General features: G+C 42.1%; 13 protein-coding genes. 6 read left to right on the top strand and 7 right to left on the bottom strand.

All coding sequences use genetic code 11. The features are described 5' to 3' along the window. Window positions 1–235 precede the first annotated feature (235 nt). The 3 genes from H6G57_RS08900 (at window position 236) to H6G57_RS29740 (ending at window position 7,439) form a co-directional block, all read left to right on the top strand. Window positions 236–2,491 carry a protein-arginine deiminase family protein gene (locus H6G57_RS08900; RefSeq protein ID WP_190517778.1) on the top strand — a complete coding sequence of 752 codons (2,256 nt, stop codon included), beginning with the start codon at window positions 236–238 and terminating at the stop codon, window positions 2,489–2,491. A 153-nt stretch (window positions 2,492–2,644) separates the two neighbouring features. Further along, the gene (locus H6G57_RS08895; RefSeq protein WP_190517777.1) at window positions 2,645–4,945 is read left to right on the top strand and encodes an IMS domain-containing protein; all 2,301 of its coding nucleotides are present in this window, start codon (window positions 2,645–2,647) and stop codon (window positions 4,943–4,945) included. Between the two features lie 253 nt (window positions 4,946–5,198). Next, window positions 5,199–7,439: a DUF4912 domain-containing protein gene (locus H6G57_RS29740; protein ID WP_190517775.1), complete on the top strand. Its 2,241-nt coding sequence runs from the start codon at window positions 5,199–5,201 to the stop codon at window positions 7,437–7,439. A gap of 162 nt (window positions 7,440–7,601) precedes the next feature. Here the strand turns inward: H6G57_RS29740 and H6G57_RS08885 are convergent, their stop codons facing one another. The 3 genes from H6G57_RS08885 to tmk are packed head-to-tail and all read right to left on the bottom strand — an operon-like array spanning window position 7,602 to window position 11,466. Continuing rightward, a complete protein-coding gene (locus tag H6G57_RS08885) occupies window positions 7,602–9,836 on the bottom strand; it encodes an FUSC family protein (protein WP_190517773.1) in 2,235 nt (744 codons plus the stop codon). A gap of 6 nt (window positions 9,837–9,842) precedes the next feature. Next, entirely contained in the window at window positions 9,843–10,811 is a 969-nt protein-coding gene (gene holB / locus H6G57_RS08880; RefSeq protein ID WP_190517772.1) for a DNA polymerase III subunit delta', read from the bottom strand. A 10-nt stretch (window positions 10,812–10,821) separates the two neighbouring features. After that, window positions 10,822–11,466: a dTMP kinase gene (gene tmk, locus H6G57_RS08875; protein ID WP_190518065.1), complete on the bottom strand. Its 645-nt coding sequence runs from the start codon at window positions 11,464–11,466 to the stop codon at window positions 10,822–10,824. 172 nt (window positions 11,467–11,638) lie between these two features. Here tmk and H6G57_RS08870 point away from each other — a divergent pair, with 172 nt between their 5' ends. After that, a complete protein-coding gene (locus H6G57_RS08870; protein WP_190517770.1) occupies window positions 11,639–11,986 on the top strand; it encodes a hypothetical protein in 348 nt (115 codons plus the stop codon). A gap of 34 nt (window positions 11,987–12,020) precedes the next feature. Here the strand turns inward: H6G57_RS08870 and H6G57_RS29550 are convergent, their stop codons facing one another. The 4 genes from H6G57_RS29550 to H6G57_RS08850 form a co-directional block, all read right to left on the bottom strand. After that, entirely contained in the window at window positions 12,021–12,608 is a 588-nt protein-coding gene (locus tag H6G57_RS29550; RefSeq protein WP_190517769.1) for a PPC domain-containing protein, read from the bottom strand. A gap of 104 nt (window positions 12,609–12,712) precedes the next feature. Next, window positions 12,713–14,200 (bottom strand): DVUA0089 family protein, encoded by a 1,488-nt coding sequence (locus tag H6G57_RS08860; RefSeq protein WP_190517767.1) that lies wholly within the window; start codon window positions 14,198–14,200, stop codon window positions 12,713–12,715. Between the two features lie 239 nt (window positions 14,201–14,439). Continuing rightward, on the bottom strand, window positions 14,440–15,042 hold the full coding sequence (locus H6G57_RS29595) for a DUF2059 domain-containing protein (RefSeq protein WP_190517765.1): 603 nt from the start codon (window positions 15,040–15,042) through the stop codon (window positions 14,440–14,442). Between the two features lie 135 nt (window positions 15,043–15,177). Next, window positions 15,178–15,399, bottom strand: coding sequence for a hypothetical protein (locus H6G57_RS08850; protein WP_190517764.1), 222 nt, complete (start codon window positions 15,397–15,399; stop codon window positions 15,178–15,180). 269 nt (window positions 15,400–15,668) lie between these two features. Between H6G57_RS08850 and rimO the strand changes: the two genes are divergently transcribed. After that, on the top strand, window positions 15,669–16,985 hold the full coding sequence (gene rimO / locus H6G57_RS08845) for a 30S ribosomal protein S12 methylthiotransferase RimO (protein ID WP_190517762.1): 1,317 nt from the start codon (window positions 15,669–15,671) through the stop codon (window positions 16,983–16,985). Window positions 16,986–17,347: 362 nt separating this feature from the next. Next, complete coding sequence (locus H6G57_RS08840; RefSeq protein ID WP_190517760.1) at window positions 17,348–18,751, top strand: DEAD/DEAH box helicase; 1,404 nt, start codon at window positions 17,348–17,350, stop codon at window positions 18,749–18,751. Window positions 18,752–18,800: the final 49 nt, after the last annotated feature.

The raw sequence follows: 18,800 nt of genomic DNA, 5'->3' as shown, positions 1-18,800 counted from the left end.
ATATTCCATCCCCTTATGAACGCTACAGATGATCCCCCCTGTAGAGACGTTGCATGCAACGTCTCTACAGGGGGATTTGTAGCAAACATTTAGGGATTTCATATAAACTTGTAGAATAGCCACCGGACTAACTTTAGTGTTGCATCCTCAGAGAAGTTGCTAAATTTTTCTCTCACCCCTATCAACAGTGAGACAAATTTCAGGTACAATCAATCAGGATAGCTGAGGATGGATCATGAACTGGATGCGCTACATTGCTGTTGCTTTAATTAATGCTTTCGGTGTAGTCGTTGGAATTATTTGGGTTCCCGCCCCTCCAACTTTCGCTCAGTCCGCACCAACGGATTTGGATTTAGAGTATCACATTAACGATTCAGGACTGCAATTGCAAGGATTTGAAACCGATACTCGCAAAAATCCTAATTTTGAAACCATCGAAATTACACCGAAATCCTTACCTGAATTATATCAACTGCGCGATCGCATTCAAGCCGAATTAAAGAAAGCCTCTAATCCTCCCGATATTAATAGTAATTTAGAAGCTTGGGAATATCAACTACAACTCAAACAATATGAAACCTTAGTTAAAGCAAACCGTCAAGTTGAAACCCAAATTAAATTTGAAGAAACAACCCTAGAAACTTGGAATCAAGCGATTAAAATAGCTACGGAAGCGGCAACCTTTGGTAAACAACCCGAAACCCATACCGTTAAAGATTGGGAAACAGCACAACAATTATGGGTTCAAGCTATTGATACGTTAAGAAAAATTCCTAGAGAATCTTTTTTAAGTGCTAAAGCTATTGATAAAATTGTAGAATATCAAGGGTATTTAGCGATCGCCACTTATCAACGAGCGTTAGCACAACAATCTCAAAAAGAACAACCCGAAAAACCACAAACCATTTCCCCCATTTCCACCGCTAATCCTCAATTTCCAGGGTTTAAACTGTATGGAGATACTAACCGAGATGGTATTGTAAATGAAGTCGATGAACAACGCCCAGAACAATGGTCTTTATCCGTTGGGCCGTTAGTCTTATTTAATAATGATGATGATGATCGCAGTGGCTTACCCGACTGGCGAGAAAAAGGGGTGAATGGGGCTGAAGATGAAAAGGATTTAGCAGTAGTTCATTTTAAAGTTTCTCAAGATTATAATGGTTCAGAATTATTGATGAGTGTTGATGAAACAGCAAGACCTTATATTAATTTATTCCAAAAAACCTCAACCGGATGGAAACCTGTTGATTTATCCGGTATAACCCCTTTAGAATTTAGTTCAGATATTATTTTAGGCGTAGAAGCAAAACAATTTGCCAATCAAAATTGGTCAGGTTTAATTAATTTAAAAGCCGTCGCCCGTAAACAGGGAATTATCATCGCAACTGATACTATTTCAATGGGAGTAGCCCCTTGGATTATGTCTCCGAATACTGCACCCGTTTCTGAAGTTCATATTAGCGATCGCGGCGATAATCAAACTATTGTTCAAGCGGTAAAAACAATTGTTGAAAAAACCGGAGCTAATGTTAAAGTAACACCAGGGGCAACCTTATGGATGAAAGGAACTCAAGAAATTGGTTATGTGCAATTTCCTAAAGCTGAAGGTTTAGAGGAATATCCTGTTGTTTTAAAAGGAAACCGGAGCACCGAAAGTGATGATTATGCTCAATCTTTAATGAATCAAAATTTTGGCTGGTTTGAAGTCGGTAAACCTCGCCAATTAGATGTATTTAATCAATGGGCAGATTGGTATAATAATTTAGCCGTTACTCCCGCTTTACCGAAATATCCATTAGGCAGAATTTATTACGGTACAGCCGATAATGTCAGTTTAAATCCCGAAGTTCTGGAGTTTTTAAAAGCCCAAAAGATTCAAGGTGATCCCGTTGCTATTGATACCTCTTGGTTAATGGTGCGTCATGTCGATGAAATTATTAATTTTATTCCCAGTCCCTCCGGTGAACCCTTAATGTTAATTGCTAGTCCAGGAGAAGGAATTAAACTCCTCAAAGAACTGGAAAAACAAGGCTATGAAGGAGCAGCAATTAATCGAGAATTAAGCACTCAAACCACCGTCAGGGCGGCTTTAAATAATCAATTATTGATCCAACATAATCAGAATTTACAAAAGCAAAAAATTGATCCCCTAATTAATCAACTTAAAAAAGAATTTAATCTGAGAACTGATCAAATTATTGAAATTCCGGCAATCTTTAGTTATAGTGGATATGCGTGGTGGCCGAATTTAATTAATTGTGTTTATGTCAATGGTGAATTATTAGTTTCTAATCCCAAAGGGCCGTTAATTGATGGGCGAGACTATACTCAAGAAGATTTTAAACGCCGGGTTGCCGTAGCTGGAATTAATGTTGATTTCCTAGAGGATGATTACTATCAAGAATTACAAGGTAATATTTACACTGCCACAAATACCACTCGTCTCGGAAATGAACAACCCTTCTGGCAAGATATACCTACCCCATAATCATTAATTTTTAGCATCAAAATAGCCCGACCTTGCTTCCGAGGCTCTTTTTTCCTACCTTGACCCCGGCCACCTCAACCCTCCTGTTCTTGCCCTAGACCCATTCCCTGCTAATATAGCTACATCAGTTTCTCACCGTTGGGGAAGTGGCCCGTGCGTATTCCACTCGATTATTACCGAATATTAGGCTTACCGATTCAAGCAACTCCTGAGCAACTTAAGCAAGCGCACCGTGATCGCACTTTGCAACTTCCTAGACGGGAGTATTCTGATCAGGCGATCACCGCACGCAAGCAATTGATTGATGAGGCGTATGCAGTTCTATCGGATGCCGATCAACGTCAAGCTTATGATATGGGGTTTTTAGCCAAAACCTACGAACCCGAATCAGAAGTTAAAACTCCCGCTTTTGGCAAACGTGCCACCAGCGAAGCCACTGCTTTAGAACCCGTCATCGACTCTCACACACCCAGTATTGAGATCGAGGATAAACAATTTGTGGGGGCATTATTATTACTCCATGAATTAGGGGAATATGAATTAGTGGTGAAATTATGTCACCCCTATCTTAGTAATGGCAGTATTGGCCTCAAAGATGGTCGTTTTGGTGATCCGGCTCTGATTGTTCCTGATATTATATTGACCGTTACCTCAGCCTATTTAGAATTGGGTCGGGAGCAATGGCAACAAGGACAATATGAAAACGCCGCTTCTTCCTTAGAGGCTGGACAAAATCTATTATTACGAGAAAGCTTGTTTGCCAGTTTGAGAGGTGAAATGCAAACGGATCTCTACAAACTCCGTCCTTACCGGATTTTAGAATTACTCCAACTTCCCTTAGAAAAAGCCGCAGAACGTCGCAAAGGATTGCAACTCCTGCGAGAAATGCTCCATGAACGGGGCGGTATTGACGGTCAAGGGGAGGATCAATCTGGGTTAGGCGTCGAAGACTTCCTGCGGTTTGTGCAGCAACTCCGTCGCTACATGACCACCACTGAACAACAAGGGTTGTTTGAAGCCGAAGCTCGTCGCCCCTCTGCCGTTGCTACCTATTTAGCGGTTTATGCCTTAATTGCCCAAGGCTTTGCCGAAGCGCAACCCGCCTTGATTCGCAAAGCCAAATTAATGTTGATGCAGTTAGGACGGCGGCAAGATGTACATTTAGAAAAAGCCGTTTGTGCTTTATTGTTAGGGCAAACGGAAGAAGCCAGTCGTTCTTTGGAATTAAGTCAGGAACGGGAACCCATTGCCTTTATCCGAGAAAATTCCCAGAATTCCCCTGATTTATTACCAGGATTATGTCTCTACGCGGAAAGTTGGTTACAAGATGAGGTCTTTCCGCATTTTCGGGATTTGCTGGATAAGTCGGTTTCTTTAAAAGATTATTTTGCTGATCCCCATGTCCAAGCTTACCTGGAAGCCCTACCGAATGAAACGGGCAACCCTTCCAATGAGTGGGTTGTGGTTCAGCCTCGCCGTCCTGGTACACCGTCAAAATCCAGTCCAACCCCCACGAATATTCAACTGACCAACACGCCCCTAGAGTCTCCCCTGACAACGGGAACCCGCGTGAATTCGGAAGTGTCAGGAGTTCAGGTTAACGAATCCGTTTCCCCCCTGTTGTCCGCCCCTCCTCCACCGAGTATTCGGACTTCCGTTGAAGCGGGTTCTGCCTCAACATCGTTACAGGGAAGTCGTAAATCTGAATCTTCCCGTCGCAGTTCTTCCACATCCAAGGAAACTCCCCCTTCTACGATTCCTGAACCTACATCATCGGGGACGACCCCGCCCACCCCGACACCAACCACTGTACCTCCTCCAGCTAATAGCAGCAGCCTCCGCCGTATTCAACGGAAAAATGATGCGACTAAATGGCGTCGGTTGTTAATTTTGGGTGTGGGGGGATTGTTGGGGATTTGGTTACTGTGGTTTTTACTGTCGCTTGCTTTTGGAGCCTTAGCAGACGTTTTGGGCTGGTCTGGGCCTAAATTGAAAGGGGAACAGGCAATGGTGCAGTTAAACCAGCCTCCCTTACCGATTCCTGAACCCAAACCTGTAACCGCAGAACCGGAAAAAATTACCCCGGAAGTGGCTGAAGCCAAACTTAACCAATGGTTGTCGGTGAAATCGGCTGCTATGGGGCCTGAGCATCAAGTTGAAGGGTTGCGACAAATTTTAGTTGATCCAGCCCTAGCTCGTTGGGTGGGGATGGCAGAAACGATGAAACAAGAGGGTTCCCATCGCACCTACAAACATAGTCTGAAAGTTACTGAAGTCCAGATGGATCAAGCCAATCCCAATCAAGCCGTTGCCTATGCGGATGTTGAGGAACAGGCTCAATTTTACAGTCAGGGTCAACTCCAAAATACTGAAAATGCTTCTTTGCAAATTCAATATCGCTTTATTCGCAAGGATGGCGAATGGCGTATTGAAGATTGGCAAGTAATCCGCTAATTTATTTCCGATCCCGGTTTCCCTCTTTGATCCCAAAGAGGATTTTTTTTCCTCAAAATGTCAGGGTTTCATAACATTACGATCCCCAAAACCGGGAAAACTGTGTATATTTACTCATCAATACCTTTAGTTACCCCTTGACCAAATTCAATATTTTCTGCAACATGGTCATTAATCAAGCGATCCCCATGATCCCGAAGAATTTCTACAGAGTTATCCATCTGCTGTTTAAACCAATGGAGATCACCCTTTTATGCCAAAGGAACGTCCACCTTTAGAAGATATGACCCTACGGCAACTCCGCAAGGTCGCAAGTGAATATAGCATTTCTCGCTATAGCCGAATGCGTAAATCTCAGCTTTTAGAAGCTATTCAAGAAATCGAAAGTCAAAAATTTGGAACCCCTAATCCATCACGCGCATTGGAGGCACAAGAAGTAGTGGAAGTCGCAAAGTTTTCCGTCGTCAGTCAAAACTATCAAATCGATGATTCCTTATCCTCAGTGGATGAGGGGTTAGTAGATTTACCGATTGGATATGGTGAAAGCCAAATCGTCATGATGCCCAGAGATCCTGAATGGGCCTATGCTTACTGGGATGTCTCTAACGAACACAAAGAAATGTGTCGGCGTCAAGGCGGACAACAACTGGCTCTACGGATTTATGATGTTACCGATATTGAGTTAAAGTCTCAAAGTCCCCATAGTATTCAAGAATATCCCTGTGATGAATTAGCACGGGAATGGTATTTACCAGTTCCTGTCAGTGACCGCGACTATGTAGTTGAAATTGGTTATCGCTGTGTAGATGGTCGTTGGTTAGGATTAGCGCGTTCTGCTGCAACTCGCATTCCTCCGGTTTATCCCGCAGAATGGATTGACGATCAATTTATTACTGTGTCTTGGGACGAAGAATTACAAGGGAAAACCTTTTATGAATTCCCCGTCCCCAGCAAAACCTATGTCCTGGCAGGGGTTCACGACGATTTATTTGGGTTATCCAGGGAAGCAGAAGCCAAACGCATCGCAGGTTCTCTGTTTGGTTCCATGCACCAAGTCGTCAAACCCCAAGAGACGGTGAGTTCCTTTATCTTTCCTTCGGGTGTGGGAATGTGGGCCTCTGGAGTGGGTGAAACCCTGTCCGGTGTGGGTATGTCCGGTGTTGGACAAATCATGTCCGGTGCAGGTATTGGTCAAACCCTCTCTGGTATCGGAATGTCGGGCGCAGGTTTGGGTTATACCCAGTCCGGTGCAGGTTACACTACTTCCGGTGTCGGAATGTCGGGCGCAGGTTTAGGTATTGGTCAAACGATGTCCGGTATCGGAATGTCGGGCGCAGGTTTGGGTTATACCCAGTCCGGTGTCGGTTACACCACTTCCGGTGTCGGAATGTCGGGCGCAGGTTTAGGTATTGGTCAAACCCTCTCTGGTATCGGAATGTCGGGCGCAGGTTTGGGTTATACCCAGTCCGGTGTCGGTTACACTACTTCCGGTGTCGGAATGTCGGGCGCAGGTTTAGGTATTGGTCAAACGATGTCCGGTATCGGAATGTCGGGCGCAGGTTTGGGTTATACCCAGTCCGGTGTCGGTTACACTACTTCCGGTGTCGGAATGTCGGGCGCAGGTTTAGGTATTGGTCAAACGATGTCCGGTATCGGAATGTCTGGTGTGGGTATGGGTTACACCCAGTCCGGTGTCGGTTATACCCAATCTGGCGTTGGACAAATTATGTCCGGTGTCGGTATCGGTCAAACGATGTCTGGTATCGGAATGTCTGGTGTGGGTATGGGTTACACCCAGTCCGGTGTCGGTTACACCCAGTCCGGTGTCGGTTACACTCAATCCGGTGTTGGTTATACTCAATCTGGTGTTGGTTATACTCAATCTGGAGTCGGTTACACTCAATCCGGTGTTGGTTATACTCAATCTGGAGTCGGTTACACTCAATCCGGTGTTGGTTATACTCAATCTGGAGTCGGTTACACTCAATCTGGTGTTGGTTATACTCAATCTGGAGTCGGTTATACTCAATCTGGAGTCGGTTATACTCAATCTGGAGTCGGTTATACTCAATCTGGAGTCGGTTATACTCAATCTGGTGTCGGACAAACCATGTCCGGTGCTGGAATGAGTATGTCCGGTGCAGGATTAGGCTATACCATGTCTGGTATGGGAATGTCTGGTATTGGGATGGGCTCTTCAATGCCACCGATACGTCCTCGCGAGTTTTGGTTAGTCGCTGATGCTGAACTGATTATTTATGGTGCGACCGAACCCGACGCTAACTTAACCATTGGCGGACGTCCCATCAAACTTAACCCCGATGGCACATTCCGCTTACAAATGTCCTTCCAAGACGGTTTACTCGATTTCCCCATTTTCGCCGTTGCTGCGGATGGAGAGCAAACCCGTTCTGTTCACCTCAAGTTTGTGCGTGAAACCCCTGAACGTCACACCAACACGAAAGAAGAAGCAGTACCTGAATGGTTGAACTAATATGAAATCCCATTATGAACGCTACAGATGATCCCCCCCAACCCCTTAAAAAGGGGGGAGATGTGTAGCCAACATTTAAAGATTTCATATAATTTCAAATTAAAATGTTAACAACTTAATCCTTTAGAATGATCAACCCCTCACTAATATTTGAGGGGTTTTTCAATAGCGAATCATCGTTGAATGAATGGAATTAAGAGAATCAAGCATTTGATTGAGTTCAATTCCTAAAATTGTATAATCCTTTAAAATTTGACGAGTAGGGGTATAGTTTTGCTCTCGTGCAAACTCTTGTAGTCGAGTTGCTTGTAAGGCGTGTAAATGGTTTTGTATCGCTTGGATAGAGGGTTCAAAATTGGGAAAAGCTGGTGGTAAAGTTCCGGTTAAAATTCCATTAACTAATTGATCAAAAAATTGATTCACTTGTTCAACAAAAGTCGCTAATTCAGGATGGGGTTCAGTCCCTGTAAAATGTTCTAATTGTGCCAATAAAATACTAACAGACCGACTAAATCGATGCAAATAAATTAATAAGGTCATTTTCGGTTCGATTTCCGCAGTGGAGGTATTGGGATCACTACTTAACTGCTGTAATGCCGCTTGAGCATTAAAATAAGCTAAACGGGTTTTTTGTCGTTGTTTTGTTATTCTGTTTAAATCATCGGATGCAGTTCCTAAATAAACCGATAAAACCATATTAAAATAATCATTAGATGCTGTAATTGCCTTAAGTAATTTAGCCGATAGCTGTTCTTTTTCCTGAGATCTAAACAACACAAATGCACCGACAAATGCTAACGCAGCACCGATACAAGTCCAGAGAAAACGAACCATTGCCACTTGCCAATTTCCCCCCTCTCGACTCATTTCTAATCCAATGGCAAAAATAGAAATAAAAAATACAGCTAAACCATAATGAAAGGGAACTAAAGAAAATCCTAAAATAATAGAACCCAAATTAAGACTTTCTAAAATCAAGGAATTGGGAATACTCATCCAAAGAATAGGGGTAATGATTGCCCCTATTATTGTTCCGAACATTCGATGGAAAAACCGTTGAAACGTTCCACCAAAATTAGGTTGTAGGACAACTAAAATTGTGATTGTTAACCAATTTCCCTGGGGAAGTTCAGCTACACTATAAATAGCAACCCCCATAGTTGTCATAATTCCTAACCGTAACCCATGACGAAAAAAGCTAGAATCTAAGGTAAAGTTATCTCGCAAGGGATCTAACCCCGATATTAGTTTAAATTGGGATAAAGTTTCGGTTTCTGCGGATAATATTTTATCTTTTTGGGGGTGATTAATCGATTGATTCTTTCTGATTTGAGTGATAGTTTTTGCGGTACAATCTAATTGACGAATAATCGTTTCTAAGGTTGAAACAATGGTTTCTATAATCACTAAAGCCGGATAATCTTCAACTTGATTGCCAATTGTTTGTTGTTGTAGTTGTTTTTGTTGAGCGATTGCTATTGCAATCCGTTTTAAATTATAACTATCAATAGAAACCGATTGATTCCATAAAAGTTTAATTAAATTTTGACAAAATAAAGCTATTTTTGCTAAAGCATCATCAACTAAAAGACCAACGGTGATAAATTGGGGATCATATTGATGAAGTTGGGCTAATTCTGTTAAGGTGACAATGGATGTAATTAAATGATCAGCATCCTGAACTAAAATAATAACGGCTTCCCCAAACGGCGTATTTCCTAACCTTAATTTACGGTTTAATGTCCAAGCTTGACGAGCATTTTCTAAGGTTTCTCGAAGTTGATTCACCCGTTTTAATTCTTCTATTGAAGAACAATTTTTACCCTGATTAATATAGTCTGCAATAGCTTGATAACATTGACTAATCGATTTTTTTAAGGGAAGATAGGGATTTAACGGCCAAATTCCTAAACACAAGATCATTGTCCATCCTCCTGCTATCAGACAAATCATCGCTCTTTCACTCGCAATTTCCCAACCTCCAGCAGGTAAATATAAGGTTACTAAAGTAAATAAGCCAATCACAATTCCCGACAACACCCCAGGATGTCCAAATACAGCAATATATCCGGCAAAAAATAAGCTGAAAAATGTTAATATTAGTTTAAACAATAAAATATTGGAAACTAAGGTTGCTAACGTAACTAATCCCGTAGAAATTATAATCGTAAATAGTAAAGAAATTGCCCGTGTTGAATAAAATCCCCCCGCATCACTCAGAAGAAAAAATAAACTATCAATTCCGACCGCAAAACCGACATCAGGATGACCTGTTAATTGTCCAACGGCGAGAGAAACTGATAATGCGATAGTTAATCTTAATCCCCTTGCCAATTTAAGATTACCGCTAGGTTTGAGAAGAAAACGAAATTGTTTGTCAGCCAGAATTCCAGTCATAAAAAGTTAGGATAAAAATTGACTCATTAACGTACATTCCCAAACTAATCGCGGTTGCACATAATTTAATAAATATTTTCGAGCTTTTTCTAACTGTTTTAAAAATTGATCATCAATGATTCCCTTTTTTTGTTGGTTTTGCCAATCACAATGTTGTAAATAATCCACTAACCACAATTGTCCTTCACTATCCAAGGTTTGACTAATTTCTTTAGCCAACTCTAAAGCGGCTCTTAAATTAGACGGAGGTTTTTTAACTTTATTTAAAAATTCTACTGGAATAGTTTGTAATTGTTGCCAATGGGAAATCGCTTGTCCGGGGCTTCCTTGCGCCATTGCTAAAATTTCAGTATGGGATAAAATATCCGTTAAATTTTGTTGTTTTAAAACCTGCTTCATGCCTTCATCCGTTAACCGATAAAACGGAATTTTTGCACACCGAGATACTAATGTTGGTAATAACGAATCAATTCCCGGTGCTATTAAAATAATTATTGCTTTTCCCGGTTCTTCTAACGTTTTTAATAATCCATTGGCGGCGGATTCTGCCATCGATTCTGCGTGTTCAACTACTACTATTAATCGAGACGCTTCTAAGGGAGGACGACTTAAAAATTGACTAATTTCTCGAATTTGTTCAATGCGAATTTGAGGCGGTGCTTTCCGTTTCACTCCCGCTTCCGCGGCTTCTTTTGCAGACAGACGTTTTCCTTGATGTAAATAAGTGGGTTCTACCCAAAGAATATCCGGGTGATTTCTTTGTTGAATTCGAGAACGAATTTGTTTTTCATCAACTTTTTTATCGAGATTTTGACACAATAAAAATTCAATAAAACAGTTCGCTGCTAACGTCCGACCAATCCCATCCACCCCCGCAAATAAATAAGCCGGAGCAATACGATTTTGGGCTACTACTTGTGTTAATAACTCAATAGCAGGTTGTTGTTCAATTAACCGATCAAAAAAAGCATTCATTTGGTATTAATTAAACCCTGAATCCCCATTCTATTAATTTTTGACTTAAAACCCATTGAATTTTTTCAGTCACTTCATCAACCGTTAACGTTCCATCAATCGTTACAATTCGCTCTGGATAAGTTTCAGCTAATCGTTGAAACCCTTGTTTTACACGCTGATGAAATTCCAGACTGGCTTGTTCCATGCGATCAATTTTACCTCGGTTGCGAGTTCTGGCAAGTCCCAGTTCCACATCCACATCTAACCATACCGTTAAATCACTTTCTAAACCCTGGGTCGCAATGTGATTCAATTGTTCAATTAAACTCAAATCTAACCCTCGACCATAGCCTTGATACGCAATAGTTGAGTCTGTGTAGCGATCGCATAAAATAATCGTTCCCTGGTATAATAACGGTTTAAGAAAGCCCTCAACGTGTTGAGCGCGATCGGCAGCATACATTAACAATTCTGCCCGATCTTGAATCAGTTCTTCCCCCTGATATTCTAATAATAAACGTCTCAACTCCTGGCCTAAGACAGTTCCCCCCGGTTCGCGGGTCATGACCACAGGTGCATCCGTCACAGTTTGCAACCAAACTTGAATCCTCTGCATCTGAGTCGTTTTTCCGCCGCCTTCAACCCCTTCAAACACAATTAATTTTCCCCCCATCGGCTGACAGTCTCCCCTGAAATCAATAATCATCGTCCGATATTTCAAACCTTCTCTAAATATGATAAGGTCTGGAATAGACCATGATCGTTGAAATGGTTTAATCACTGAGGTTAAGTTTACCCTCAATTTTTTAGACTCAAAATTGCCTCTCGCACCTCTGGAGTTCTCTATGGCCCGCTACACTGGATTTTTTATTGTTAATGTCGGGATTGAAGATCTACGACCGATGATGATTGATATCCTAGAATCTTGTAATCTGGAGATCACCTATCAAACCCCAAGCTCAATTATTGCACGGGAAGCCCTAGGGAAAGTCACCGTGCAAGAATTAGTTATTGCTGAGGTGGTGTTTGATACCGCAACTTCTACGGTGAATGAAACCAAAATGACCGTTTATATTAAAAATGAAGCCTTAGCATTACAAAGTACCAATCATTGTCGCGGAATCTTTGAACAAGTCAGTCAATTAATTATTGATAACCGTCACTGGGTTTTGTTAGAAAGTATTGCCTTATAAGAAAAAGAGACGCGCCTTCGCACGTCTCTAAACTTTACTGAACTTTAAGCAAATACTTTCCTTTCCCCTTGCTATCATAAGCATTAACAATCACGCGATAGGTTCCTGTTTTCGGTAACGTGACGGTAATTTGAGAATTGGAATTATTTTGATTAATATCATCATGTTCTTGCAGTAATTGATTGTCTGGGGTATAAACCGCCAGATAAGTATCAAACTCAGAACTTTCTAAAGAAATCGTAATTTGTTGACCTTGTTGTCCGTCAAAGGTGTATTCATCATACAAACTTTTATCAGAAGGTAAAACCTTATCTCCCTCTTGCAATTCCCCCTGCTGATCTAACAACATAGTATTAGGAGTCGATGTCGGGGGAGCTCCAGTAGGAGAAGGTTGAGGAGTTGGGGTTGGGGTGGGTGGGTTGGGTGCAGGTGTTTCTTCAACCTCCGGTACAGGACTCGGACTTACTGAAGGTTGGGGAGTGGGTGTTTCCTGAGCTAAAACGTTTTCAGGTATTAACCCTCTCAAGAATTCAATTTTAGAAACATTCAGAACATTCAACAATGGAGTTTGAAGCAACATCAATACACCCATTGTTGTTGTCCAAATTAACATTTTTTGCATAAAAAACCTCAGCGTAGCGGGGAACAGAACCAGATTTAACCTCAGCATTAGTCTATGTCAATCCCCCTATTGGGGTGGTGGCTTGAGATAGAATTATGTAGGGGTTAACGAACGGTCAATAAATATTGACCTCGACCCGTTTTATCATAAGCATTGACAACGACACGATACCGACCTGTTGCAGGTAAGGTCACTCGAATAGATGCGTTTTTCTCTGACCGACTCGCATCATCATTTTCAGCAATTAAGTTTCCCTGGGGGTCAAATAATGCCAAATAGGGATCAAAATCCCGACTTTCCAAACGAATCAAAATAGACTGACCTTGCTGTCCATCAAAGGTATATTCGTCATACAAACTACCATCGGATGATAATACCGAGTCTGTATTTTCTAATTCTCCTTCTTGATTTAAAATCAGACCTTTTGTAGGATCATTGGGTGAAAATGCAGTTGCTTTCAACTTTAAACGATAAGAGCCGGATTCTCCCGCTTCGTAAGAATTGACTAATAAAATATAAGTCCCATCCGTCGGTAAAGTAATACTAATTTTTGCATTATTCTCTCCCCCGCTATCATCATCTTGAGCTAATTCACTCCCATCTTCACTTAACAAAATTAAATAGGAATCAACCTCCTTACTATTCATTTCAATAGTGACTTGTTGACCCGCTTTTCCGGTAAAAGCATAAACATGATAAAAACTATTATCAACGGGTAAAACTTTATCCCCTTGTTTCAAAGTATCTGTAACTTCTGGCCCGTTTAATTCAATTTGTTTAGCATTTTGAGTTTCAAAAGCCGGGGTTTCTGGCGGAGCCGTGCGCGGTGCCCGTCCCTCTCGAACAGCTTGCAAAAACGGGGGAACTTTATCAACGGAAATCGCAAAGCCAATGCCAATATTACCCCCCCCTTGACCCCGTGTAAAAATCGCGGTATTCACCCCAATTAATTCCCCAGCACTGTTGAGTAAGGGGCCACCGGAATTACCAGGGTTAATAGCCGCATCGGTTTGAATTAAATTCCGCTCTTTATCGAGACGGCTAACAATTCCTACCGTTAAGGTGTTTTGGAATTGACCAAAGGGGTTGCCAATAGCAAAGGCCCGTTGACCAACTTTCACCGAATTAGGACTTGCAATGGGAATAGTGGGTAAATTTCTCCCATTGCGAATTTTCAGAACCGCTAAATCAAGTCCATCTTCCCCAAAAGCCATCACCTCCGCTTCTAATTTGCGACCATCGGCTAAGGTAACGGTGACAGTTCCCCCGCTAGAGACAACATGGGCATTGGTTAATACTAAACCATCGGGACTAATAATCGTTCCACTGCCATTGGTTTTTTCAGTATCGATGGAAACGACAGCCGGACTAGCCTTTTCATACACTTGAATATTGGTTTCTTCTTCCGTTGCATCTTGAGCCAAAATAAGGCGGGAATCACCTGAATTGGAGATAAAATCGGCAGAGGGAACTGAGGATTGAGGTAAAATCGAAATTGTTTTTGAGACACTGGCGTTGGCAACCGGGACATGAATCAAGGCTCCAACAGAGAACAGTCCAAATGTTGCAAATCTAAAAAATAAGGAATTCATAGGTCTTTCTTTCTGGCTGGCTATCCCACCTTAAGTATACTGGGTTGAAAATGTATCTTGTTTCTCTAAGAGAAACCGGGGTTTCCATCTGTATCTATTGAATCAGATCCCTCACACCTGCTGATTTAACTTAATATAGCTTTTGATAGAAGACACAGGAAAGGAAGAAGCTCAGGGAGAAAATAAAATACCCCTGAGCCCCATACCAATCATAACAGCACATTTAATCAATATTCAGCCTATTTAGAATTAAAACGCTCAATTTCCTGTTCAAATATTTCTTTAAAAATTTGGATGGCTTGAGGTTGAATAATTTGCGAGACTCGTTGCATCGATTCTACCAATAGTTCTGGCATGACAGTAATCGTTTTTTTACCCGTTGGGGTATTATAGAAATCAATCATGGCTTGCAAATCTTCTTCGGTAAAATATTTATCATAAAGGGGATAATAAACCGTTTCCATAATTTTATTAAAATCAAGTTGTTCCATTAATCGCTGATTATATTGGCTAACAATGCGATTCATATCTTCATTGATTGTATTGATCATTTCTTCTTTTTTGGCTTCTGAAATCCCCGATGATTCAGGAATAATCGATTGTAAAATTCCATTAATCTCTTGTTGCATTTGTACGGCTGTAATTTGACTGACATTGCGAAACATTTTTTCGCCTCCTGTCAGTTCAATTAATTCCTTAATCAGTTGACGTTTCTGCTCAGGAACCGCTTGTTGAGATAATTGTAATTGGGGTTCTGGAACAGATTGCGCGTTGACGGGTGCAGGGACAACCACACCTAAATATAAAACGGTTCCGAGTAATAAAATTTGCTTTAAGAACACACTAAACCTCCTGATTTTTGAGAAAATACCGCCTAAAATGCGATCAGCCCGTCAATTTTAATCTCTCTATGTTATAGCACTAGGGAACAGGGAACAGGAAACAGGGATTGATATTATCAGGAGGAAGAATATATTTTAATAGGGACAAAGAGAACACTGTTCTACACAGGTTCCTGAATTATTAGTATGGATTCTCAGATCATATAACCGATCAACTGCTTGATTGATTAAATGCTGTGCTGTTGCATCTTCCGAGGCATCTTGGGCAGAATCAAGGAGATGAATAATATCAGTAATTTTCTCAAACGCTGCGGTTTTATCTTGATGTAATTGATAAGGACAGAATAGACAACGCATAATCACGCCTAACTCATAAATCTATCTTTGGAGAAAGAGTTGATTGATGTCATCCGTCCAGAGAAGTAATTTATTTTTCCGTGCAAGTATTATCCTAAGTAGATTATAGGTATATTTCTTAAACCTTTCAAGTTAATCTCTCTAGGGGTGCGTGCGCTGCGCTTACACACCCTACGAATTATAATGATGATGACAGTTTGAGTAAAATCTTAAAAGATGTGGTATAATATAAGGCTGGTTGTGTAATCTTTAGATAGAATTTTATTAGAATGGCAACTCAGCCAACGATTGCGATCTCTCACCTTGGTTGCGAAAAAAATCGCATTGACTCCGAACATATCCTCGGTTTACTGGTACAAGCAGGCTATCAAGTTGATTCTAACGAAGAATTAGCCGATTACGTTATCGTCAATACCTGTAGTTTTATTGAAGCCGCGCGGGAAGAATCCGTTCGCACCTTAGTAGAATTAGCGGATGCCAAGAAAAAAATTGTGATCACAGGCTGTATGGCGCAGCATTTCCAAGAACAACTTTTAGACGAACTCCCCGAAGCTGTGGCGGTGGTGGGAACCGGAGATTATCATAAAATTGTCGATGTGATCAAACGGGTCGAACAGGGAGAACGAGTTAAAGAAATTTCGGCCGAACCCACCTATATTGCCGATGAAACCGTTCCTCGTTATCGTACCACTAGCGAGGGGGTTGCCTATTTGCGAGTCGCAGAAGGCTGTGACTATCGCTGTGCCTTTTGTATTATTCCCCACTTGCGCGGAAACCAGCGATCGCGTACTATAGAATCAATTGTTACTGAAGCCCAGCAATTAGCCGATCAAGGGGTTCAGGAAATAATACTCATTTCCCAAATTACCACCAACTACGGACTAGATCTCTACGGTGAACCCAAACTGGCAGAATTATTAAGGGCATTAGGAAAAGTTGATATTCCCTGGATACGGATGCACTATGCCTATCCAACGGGGCTAACCCCAAACGTAATTGCAGCAATTCAAGACACCCCGAACGTTTTACCTTATTTAGATTTACCGCTACAACATTCACACCCCGATGTGTTACGGGCGATGAACCGTCCTTGGCAAGGACGAGTCAACGATCAGATTATTGAAAAACTGAAAACCGCCATCCCAGATGCGGTACTGCGTACCACCTTTATTGTTGGCTTTCCAGGGGAAACTGAGGAACACTTTGAACACCTACGGGAATTTGTGCAACGCCACGAATTTGATCACGTTGGCGTGTTTACCTTCTCTCCCGAAGAAGGAACCCCAGCTTATCAGTTACCCAATCAACTACCGCAAGAGGTTATGGAGGCGCGTCGGGATGCCTTAATGCAGGTACAGCAACCCATTTCCTTGAAACAAAATCAAAAATCCATCGGACAGGTCGTAGACGTTCTCATTGAACAACAACAGCCGCAAACTGGTGAACTCATTGGTCGTTCATCTCGTTTCGCCCCCGAAGTAGACGGGTTAGTCTATATTGAAGGCGAGGCTCGTTTAGGTTCACTGATCAAAGTCCAAATCACCGACGCCGATATTTATGATCTCTATGGGTACGTCCTAGAATAGGTTGTCAATTGAGGGTTAACCCTCAACCGTCAGCTAATTTAAAGAAATCGCGGCAAATTTTAAGAAATTTGTTGTTATGTTTCTGAATATTAAGCGTTATCCTAGAGAGAGATGGTCTATTAAAGGGTCTGATTGACTAGACAACCTCAAAGGTTGTGACTAAGAGTGACTTCAGGAACTTTGAAGACCTTGGAATGTAATTAGGTTCCAAGATGCCCCTGAGACAACGTAACTCAACTTTTGTAGAGAGCTACGTCAAGCGTTATAGCAAAACCAATAAACCTCTGCATCGTAGTAAACAGTGTCTCGACTGAATAGGGCAAGGTCAGGAACCGGGCTAAAACACATAGACAGGAGAATTAATGAGTCCATCTTTTGCAAGCTTAGGAATTTCCGAAGAACGAGCGAGTTATCTGGAAACAATAGGCTTTTCTGAACCTACCGCCATTCAAGTCGAGGCAATTCCCCATATATTGGCTGGACGTGATGTGGTGGGACTGGCTCAAACCGGGACGGGCAAAACAGCCGCCTTCTCATTGCCCATTCTGGAGCAACTAGACACAAGTGCGAAAGGCGTACAAGCGTTAATCCTGACCCCAACTCGTGAGTTGGCCATGCAAGTTAAAGAAGCGATTCGGAAAATGACCGATGATCGCAACTTGTATGTGTTAACCGTATACGGTGGTCAGTCCATTGAGCGACAAATTCAACGCTTACAACAAGGCGTTCAAATTGTCGTTGGGACACCGGGACGGATTTTAGATTTACTCAATCGCGGCGATCTAAAATTAAACCGGATTAAGTGGTTAGTGTTGGATGAAGCCGATGAAATGTTAAGCATGGGCTTTATTCAAGATGTGGAAAAAATTCTTGAATCTGTAGCTGAAGAACGTCAAACGGCGTTTTTCTCTGCGACGATGGAGCCTTCGATTTGGAAACTGGTGAAGAAATTCCTGAAAAATCCAGTCACCATTAAAGCCGAAAATCCCAAAGCCACTCCCAAACGCATTGAACAACGTGCTTATATGGCTCCCCGTGGCTGGTCAAAAGCCCGGGCGTTGCAACCGATTTTAGAATTAGAAGATCCAGAATCGGCGATTATTTTTGTCCGCACCAAACAAGCGGCTGCGGAGTTAACCACATTCCTGCAATCGGCGGGTCATAGTGTGGATGAATATCATGGCAACTTGAACCAAGCCCAACGGGAAAGACTGCTGCAACGCTTCCGCCGTCGTCAAGTACGGTGGATTGTGGCGACCGACATTGCGGCACGGGGATTAGATGTAGATCATCTTACCCACGTGATTAACTACGATTTACCCGATAACGCGGAAAGTTATGTTCACCGCATTGGTCGGACAGGTCGCGCCGGACGGGATGGGATTGCGATTACGCTGATTCAACCGATTGATCGCCGGAAACTGCGGTTAATTGAGCGTCATTTGCGCCATAACTTTACGGTGTTATCTATTCCTAAGCGTTCGCAAATTGAAGCCCGTTATATTGAACGTCTGCAAGGACGGGTGCGGGAAGCGTTATCCGGCGAACGGGTGGCTTCTTTCTTACCGATTGTGGCGCAATTGGGTGAGGAATATGATCCTCATGCGATCGCCGCCGCCGCCTTACAACTGGCTTACGATCAAACTCGCCCCAGTTGGTTAGATTCTGACTTTGATGCTCAGGAGGAAGAAGCTCAATTAGTGACTTCTAAACCGAAATTAAACCGTCGGATTTCTCGTCCCTCGGTGTCCCAAGGCGTTGAATAACATTCATCGTTAACGGCTCAAAGTCGATTAAAGCAGATTCAGAGACGCG

Origin of the sequence: Planktothrix sp. FACHB-1365 (genome assembly GCF_014697575.1) — a bacterium.
Taxonomy (GTDB): domain Bacteria; phylum Cyanobacteriota; class Cyanobacteriia; order Cyanobacteriales; family Microcoleaceae; genus Planktothrix.
This window is presented reverse-complemented; position numbering and strand designations above follow the sequence as displayed.

Bases quoted from the DNA above. Each gene is read 5' to 3' on its own strand.
- H6G57_RS08860 (WP_190517767.1), bottom strand. From the start codon at position 14,200: ATGAATTCCTTATTTTTTAGATTTGCAACATTTGGACTGTTCTCTGTT.
- holB (WP_190517772.1), bottom strand. From the start codon at position 10,811: ATGAATGCTTTTTTTGATCGGTTAATTGAACAACAACCTGCTATTGAG.
- H6G57_RS08885 (WP_190517773.1), bottom strand. From the start codon at position 9,836: ATGACTGGAATTCTGGCTGACAAACAATTTCGTTTTCTTCTCAAACCT.
- rimO (WP_190517762.1), top strand. From the start codon at position 15,669: ATGGCAACTCAGCCAACGATTGCGATCTCTCACCTTGGTTGCGAAAAA.
- tmk (WP_190518065.1), bottom strand. From the start codon at position 11,466: ATGGGGGGAAAATTAATTGTGTTTGAAGGGGTTGAAGGCGGCGGAAAA.
- H6G57_RS29740 (WP_190517775.1), top strand. From the start codon at position 5,199: ATGCCAAAGGAACGTCCACCTTTAGAAGATATGACCCTACGGCAACTC.
- H6G57_RS08870 (WP_190517770.1), top strand. From the start codon at position 11,639: ATGGCCCGCTACACTGGATTTTTTATTGTTAATGTCGGGATTGAAGAT.
- H6G57_RS08840 (WP_190517760.1), top strand. From the start codon at position 17,348: ATGAGTCCATCTTTTGCAAGCTTAGGAATTTCCGAAGAACGAGCGAGT.
- H6G57_RS08900 (WP_190517778.1), top strand. From the start codon at position 236: ATGAACTGGATGCGCTACATTGCTGTTGCTTTAATTAATGCTTTCGGT.
- H6G57_RS08850 (WP_190517764.1), bottom strand. From the start codon at position 15,399: ATGCGTTGTCTATTCTGTCCTTATCAATTACATCAAGATAAAACCGCA.
- H6G57_RS29550 (WP_190517769.1), bottom strand. From the start codon at position 12,608: ATGCAAAAAATGTTAATTTGGACAACAACAATGGGTGTATTGATGTTG.